Below are 5260 nucleotides of genomic sequence, written 5' to 3' on the forward strand. Positions count from 1 at the left end.
GCCCATGCTGGAGGATTGGGTCCGAAGCCGGCTGGACGAGCCCATGCTGGAGGATTGGGTCCGAAGCCGGCTGGACGAGCTCTCCGGTCGGCTCGGCGACGCCGACTGGCTGGACGGCGCCTTCAGCGCCGGCGACCTGCTGATGGTGACGGTGCTGCGCAGGCTGGGCGGATCGGGCCTCCTGGAGGGCTATCCGAACCTCGTCGCCTATGTCGCTCGCGCCGAGGCGCGGCCCGGCTACAAGCGCGCCTTCGCCGACCAGCTGGCGGTCTTCACCGCCGCATCGGCCGGCTGATCCAAGGTCCCGCGGGACCGCGGCAATCCGCCCCAACCCGTCGCGCGACAGCGCTTTATTAAGGGTGTTCAGGCAGAGGGTAGCGGTCCCGGCATTCCTGGGGACGGGTGTGGAGCGCGTCGGGGTCTTGCAGCCAAGCCAGTACATCAATCTCGACAAGGCTCGGGCGCTGATTGTCGACGACAATCCGCAGTCGCTCGACATCCTGATCGGCGTGCTGACCAGCTTTGGCCTGCGCAACTTCGTGCGCAAGGCCACGGGGACCGAAGCCCAGGAAGAGCTGAAGTACCATGCCTTCGACCTGGTGCTGGCCAACGGCAACCTGCCCGAGATGGAYGGCTACGACCTGACCCGCTGGCTGCGCCGCGAGGCCGACGAGGCCAATCGCATGACGCCGGTGATCATCGTCACCTCGCACACCCGCCGCAGCCAGGTCGAGAAGGCCCGGGACTGCGGCGCCAATTTCATCGTCACCAAACCGATTTCGCCGACCATCATGCTCGAGCGCATCCTGTGGGTCGCCCGGGGCGACCGGATGTTCATCGAGTGCGACACCTATGCCGGTCCGGACCGTCGCTGGCGCAACCAAGGTCCGCCGGTGGAGTTTCCTGACGGCCGGCGCCGCGACGATCAGTCAATTGAACTGGGCGAGGCCGGCGGCCATAACATGTCCCAGGATGAGCTTGACGCCTTGATCAAACCTATGAAGTCGATCGCATGACCCAGGTCAAAAAGAGCCGCATGAAGCCCCGCCTGGGCCAACTGATGACCCAGAAGGGCGGCATGTACGTGGCCGAGGCCCTCAAGCGCGCCGACGCCACGATGGAGACCCTGCGCGAGCCGTCGCTGGTCGGGATCGACGATTACATCACAGCGCTCGACGCGCTGCTGACCTCGGGTCTCGACGAGGCGGTCCTGATGGAGAGCCTGTACGCCCGGGCCGGCGACATCGTCAGCCTCAGCGGCGCCGAGCACAACGAGGCTGTCCAGATCGCCGCCCGGTCGCTGTGCGACCTGCTCGACGAGGCGTCGGGCCTGTCCCCCTCGGTCCTGGCCGGGATCAAGGTCTACATCGCCTCGATCAGACTGCTGCACCGGGCGCCGGATAATCCCACGCGATCATCGTCCTGGCGGCGTTCGGCCTGATCGGCGCCGACGCGGCCGCGCCCAGCCCGGACTTTCCCGACGGCTATCGCGACTGGCGGCACGTCTCGACCGGCCTGATCGGCCCGGCCTCTCCCGCCCATGCGGTCAATGGCGGCTTCCACCACATCTACGCCAATCCGGCGGCGCTGAAGGGCTATCAGGACGGCCGGTTTCCCGACGGCGCGGTGCTGGTCTACGACCTGATCGAGGCGGTCGACCGGGGCGGCGGCGTCACCGGCCAGGGCGCGCGGCGGCATGTCGATGTGATGGTCAAGGACAGCCGGCGGTTCGCCCAGACCGACGGCTGGGGCTACGCCGAGTTCGCGCCCGGCGAGACGACGCCGAAGCCCGGCGTCGCGGCCAGCCAGCAGACCACCTGCCACGCCTGCCACCAGCGGGCGGCGGCGCGGGGGTTCGTGTTCAGCAGCCTGCGGGATTGAAGCGGCGAGGTCGAAACCGATTGCAGCGCCTTCACTTTTGTCATCCCGGGCGGAGCGAAGCGTAGACCCGGGACCGCCGGAAACGCGGCGTTCACGCGTCGGTCCCGGATCGGCGCGCTGCGCGCTTGTCCGGGATGACAGCCTTGGTTGACGTCGCGTGTCACGAAGAGATGCGCGCTTCAGTCGATCCCTACCGCTTGCCCCGCAGCCACGGCGCCAGGCGGTCCTGCAACGGCTGGTCGACATAGGTATGGAACAGCCAGGCCGCGCCCATGGCGATCGGGAACGAGGCCAGCCACATCAGCCATTGCCAGCCGATGCCGATCGGCACGGTCTCGATCAGCTTGTGGACCGCGCTCCAATAGATCACCCCGACCAGGATGTGGGTGATGAACAGAGCGAACGACAGCTTGGCGCCCTCCTCGATCCAGGCCCTGGGGTGGCGCACCGGCAGCCGTCCCGCGCCCAGCACGATGGCGGCGATGGCGGCCAGGCAGGGGATGTCGAAGATCAGCTCGTCAGGCAGCGCGTAACGGTCCAGCGGCTGCATGGCCGCCAGCACGACGCAGCCGCCGATCAGCAGCAGCTTGGCGGCCTTCTCCGAGGGCCAGTTCATCTCGACCGCCCGCGCCAGGCAGACGCCCAGGATGAACAGCGGCAGGGCCCGCACGACGCCGAAGCGGAACTGCAGGTCCGACAGGGCGTGGTCGAACACCCCCCGCGCCAGCACCTCGCAGGCCGCGAAGGCCAGGGCGCCGATCAGCGGCAGGATCCAGGGATGGCGCACCTTGTCGGCCGCCCGCCACAGCCAGGGGAACAGCGCGTAGCAGACCACCAGGGCCGACAACGACCAGCTGGGCAGGTTCCARCCGTCGCTGTTGAAGCCCCAGGCGTGGACCAGCAGGGCCTGGACCGGCAGCTGGTCCCAGGCGAAGCGCGAGGGCTTGTGGGCGTCGGTGCCCAGGGTGTTCAGCACCAGGACCAGCACGGCCATCAGGGCCAGCACGATCAGGTGCCCCGGCCAGACCCGCCCGACCCGGCGCACCCAGAAGCGGCCGTGGCTGATCCGCCAGGTCAGGGTCGAGGCGCCGTAGGCTCGGCCCAGAACATAGCCCGACAGCATCAAGAAGAAGTCGGTCGCCAGGAACCCGCGCGAGAACACCTGGCCGAAGCGCTCGATGCGCATCGGACCCTCGGCCCCGTAGTGATAGATGACGATCAGCAGCGAGGCGAGCAGCCGCAGCAGGTCCAGCGCGCCGCCGCGCGTGGCGATCCGCGCCGGGCGCTCGGCGGCCGGGGCGGCCTCGACGGGCGGTGGCGATAAGGGGGGGAGAGCGGAAGCGTTCACGACCCTCCCGCCTTAACAAAGCMCGGCCCCGTGGGAAAGCACGCGACGCGCGCATTGGCGCGACGTCGCGTCGCGGCGGCTTTTAGCGGCGCCGCCGCCACAGCGGCGGGATTCGATCTAGGGTGTGCCCGCGCAGTCGATGGGCCAGTCGCACTGCCCCCAGTTGACGATGAAGCTGACGCTTCGCATCAACCTTAGCCGGGGCGTGAACGCCAGCGCGGCCTGGGCGGTCGCCGGCTCGGCGTCGGACCGGCAGGCGGACAGGCCGCCATCGGCGTCCAGGACGCAGTCCAGCAGGACGCCCGCCTCCGGCAGTTGCAGCCCCTCTTCCGGCCTTGGCGGTTCGCGCCACTCGACGTGGGAGAAGGTCAGCACCTCCGGGAGGGCGGCGAAGAGAGGATTGGGACGACTGGAGAACGCCCGTCGCCGCAGGTAGAAGGTGAAGCGTTGCGGCACGGGTTCGATATCGGTCCGGTAGTCCGCCTCGGCCAAGGCCACGGCAGCGGCCGCGAAGCCCTGGCCCGCCGGTCCCTCTGCCGTGGCGACGCAGTCCGACACCAGACCCTTGCCGCTGGCCGGCGGCGTGCACTGCAGTTCGGCCATGCCCACCGCTTCCGCGCCCTTCGGATGGGCGGCTTCCACCACCGCCGGCGATGAGGGCCTGGCCTGGTCGCCCGTCGCGCGATCGCCGGAGAAGGTGATCTTGTAATAGGTCGGCTTGCCCACGATCGCCGCCAGCGCTTCGCCCTCGAGGGCGACCCGGAGTTGCGGAGCGGCTGCAAGGGCCGTGCGGCCAAAGCGAAAGCCCTGGGGCGCTTCGCCCACCAGCTGGCAATCGCCCAAGGTGGCGTCGGCGCGGGCGATGCAACGCAACCGACCCCACCCCCGGATCCCCAGGGTCAGCGCCTGTATGGGGTGCTCCAGCGGGCGACCGACCAGCTTGACCGGCGTATCGAGCCGCATCGGGGGCTGCATTTCCCGCGCGAGCGCCGGGCCGGCCAACAGGCTGGCGGCCGACGCCAGCGCTAGGATGTCCGACAGATCTTTTCCGCGCACGAAGCCCCCTGACCGACCCGACATCAGCATGGGCGAGATCCGCCCCAGCCGCAACCTGACCGCGACTGGACTTGCATCGCCGGAGCGAAATCTTATCTGTAACTCTAACAGTATCTAATCGGACACCCGCCCCATGACCGCCCGCCTGCCCGTCCTGTTCCTCGGCCACGGCTCGCCGATGAACGCCATCGACGACAACGCCTGGAGCCGCGCCTGGGCGGCGTTGGGTGCCGAGCTGCCGCGCCCCAAGGCGGTGCTGATGATCAGCGCCCACTGGGAAACGCGCGGGGCCAGCGCGGTGAGCGCGTCGGAACGCCCCGAGACCATCCACGACTTCGGCGGTTTCCCCCAGGCGCTGTTCGACGTGCGCTACGACGCGCCCGGCGATCCCGCCCTGGCCCGGCGGGTAGCGGAACTGCTGTCGCCCGACCCCGTGGTCCAGCACCCGACCCGGGGCCTGGACCACGGCGCCTGGGGCGTGCTRCGGCCGATGTATCCGGACGCCGACGTGCCGGTGGTGCAGCTGAGCCTGGATCGCGGCCGCCCCGACCGCTGGCACTACGAGGCCGGCAAGCGCCTGGCCGCCCTGCGCGACGAGGGCGTGCTGATCGTCGGCAGCGGCGACATCGTCCACAATCTGCGGGCCGTGAACTTCCGCACCGGCGAGATGCCCGATTGGGCGCCGCGCTTCAACGAGACGGCCAAGGCCCTGATCGCGGCCGGCGACCACGACCCGCTGATCGACTGGCGCACCTTGGGTCCCGACGCCGACGCCGCGATCAACAGCGCCGAGCACTACCTGCCCCTGCTCTACGTGCTGGGCGCGCAAACGCCGGGCGAGCCGGTGTCGTTCTTCACCGACGACGTCTTCGCGGCGATCTCGATGACCAGCGTGCGGGTGGGGTAGAGGCTTCCCACCCTATCCCCGATCTCTCAAATCTAGCCGTCATTCCCGCCCTTGTGGCGGGAACCCCT

Annotated in this window: 7 protein-coding genes; 5 read left to right on the forward strand and 2 right to left on the reverse strand. The window is 69.5% G+C overall.

Annotated features, from left to right (window positions below):
• The 4 genes from AC1DZ6_RS20475 to AC1DZ6_RS20490 all read left to right on the forward strand — a co-directional run.
• Positions 1-295, forward strand: a 295-nt coding sequence (locus AC1DZ6_RS20475) for a glutathione S-transferase family protein (RefSeq protein WP_477098973.1), incomplete at its 5' end; no start/stop codon positions are given.
• A 127-nt stretch (positions 296-422) separates the two neighbouring features.
• On the forward strand, positions 423-1016 hold the full coding sequence (locus AC1DZ6_RS20480) for a response regulator (RefSeq protein ID WP_477098974.1): 594 nt from the start codon (positions 423-425) through the stop codon (positions 1014-1016).
• Positions 1013-1441 carry a hypothetical protein gene (locus tag AC1DZ6_RS20485; RefSeq protein WP_477098975.1) on the forward strand — a complete coding sequence of 143 codons (429 nt, stop codon included), beginning with the start codon at positions 1013-1015 and terminating at the stop codon, positions 1439-1441. Before AC1DZ6_RS20480 ends, AC1DZ6_RS20485 begins: the two co-directional genes overlap by 4 nt.
• Positions 1441-1881, forward strand: a complete 441-nt coding sequence (locus tag AC1DZ6_RS20490; protein WP_477098978.1) for a cytochrome P460 family protein — start codon at positions 1441-1443, stop codon at positions 1879-1881. The genes AC1DZ6_RS20485 and AC1DZ6_RS20490 overlap by 1 nt, the downstream gene beginning before the upstream one ends.
• A 190-nt stretch (positions 1882-2071) precedes the next feature.
• On the opposite strand, the gene AC1DZ6_RS20495 is transcribed toward AC1DZ6_RS20490, so the two are convergent.
• Both AC1DZ6_RS20495 and AC1DZ6_RS20500 read right to left on the reverse strand, forming a co-directional pair.
• Complete coding sequence (locus tag AC1DZ6_RS20495; protein ID WP_477098979.1) at positions 2072-3154, reverse strand: acyltransferase family protein; 1083 nt, start codon at positions 3152-3154, stop codon at positions 2072-2074.
• Positions 3155-3346: 192 nt separating this feature from the next.
• Entirely contained in the window at positions 3347-4285 is a 939-nt protein-coding gene (locus AC1DZ6_RS20500; protein WP_477098976.1) for a hypothetical protein, read from the reverse strand.
• A 133-nt stretch (positions 4286-4418) separates the two neighbouring features.
• Here AC1DZ6_RS20500 and ygiD point away from each other — a divergent pair, with 133 nt between their 5' ends.
• The gene (ygiD, locus tag AC1DZ6_RS20505; protein WP_477098977.1) at positions 4419-5192 is read left to right on the forward strand and encodes a 4,5-DOPA-extradiol-dioxygenase; all 774 of its coding nucleotides are present in this window, start codon (positions 4419-4421) and stop codon (positions 5190-5192) included.
• The last annotated feature ends 68 nt before the right edge of the window (positions 5193-5260 follow it).

It is taken from the genome of Caulobacter sp. P1_B12_2, assembly GCF_056406675.1.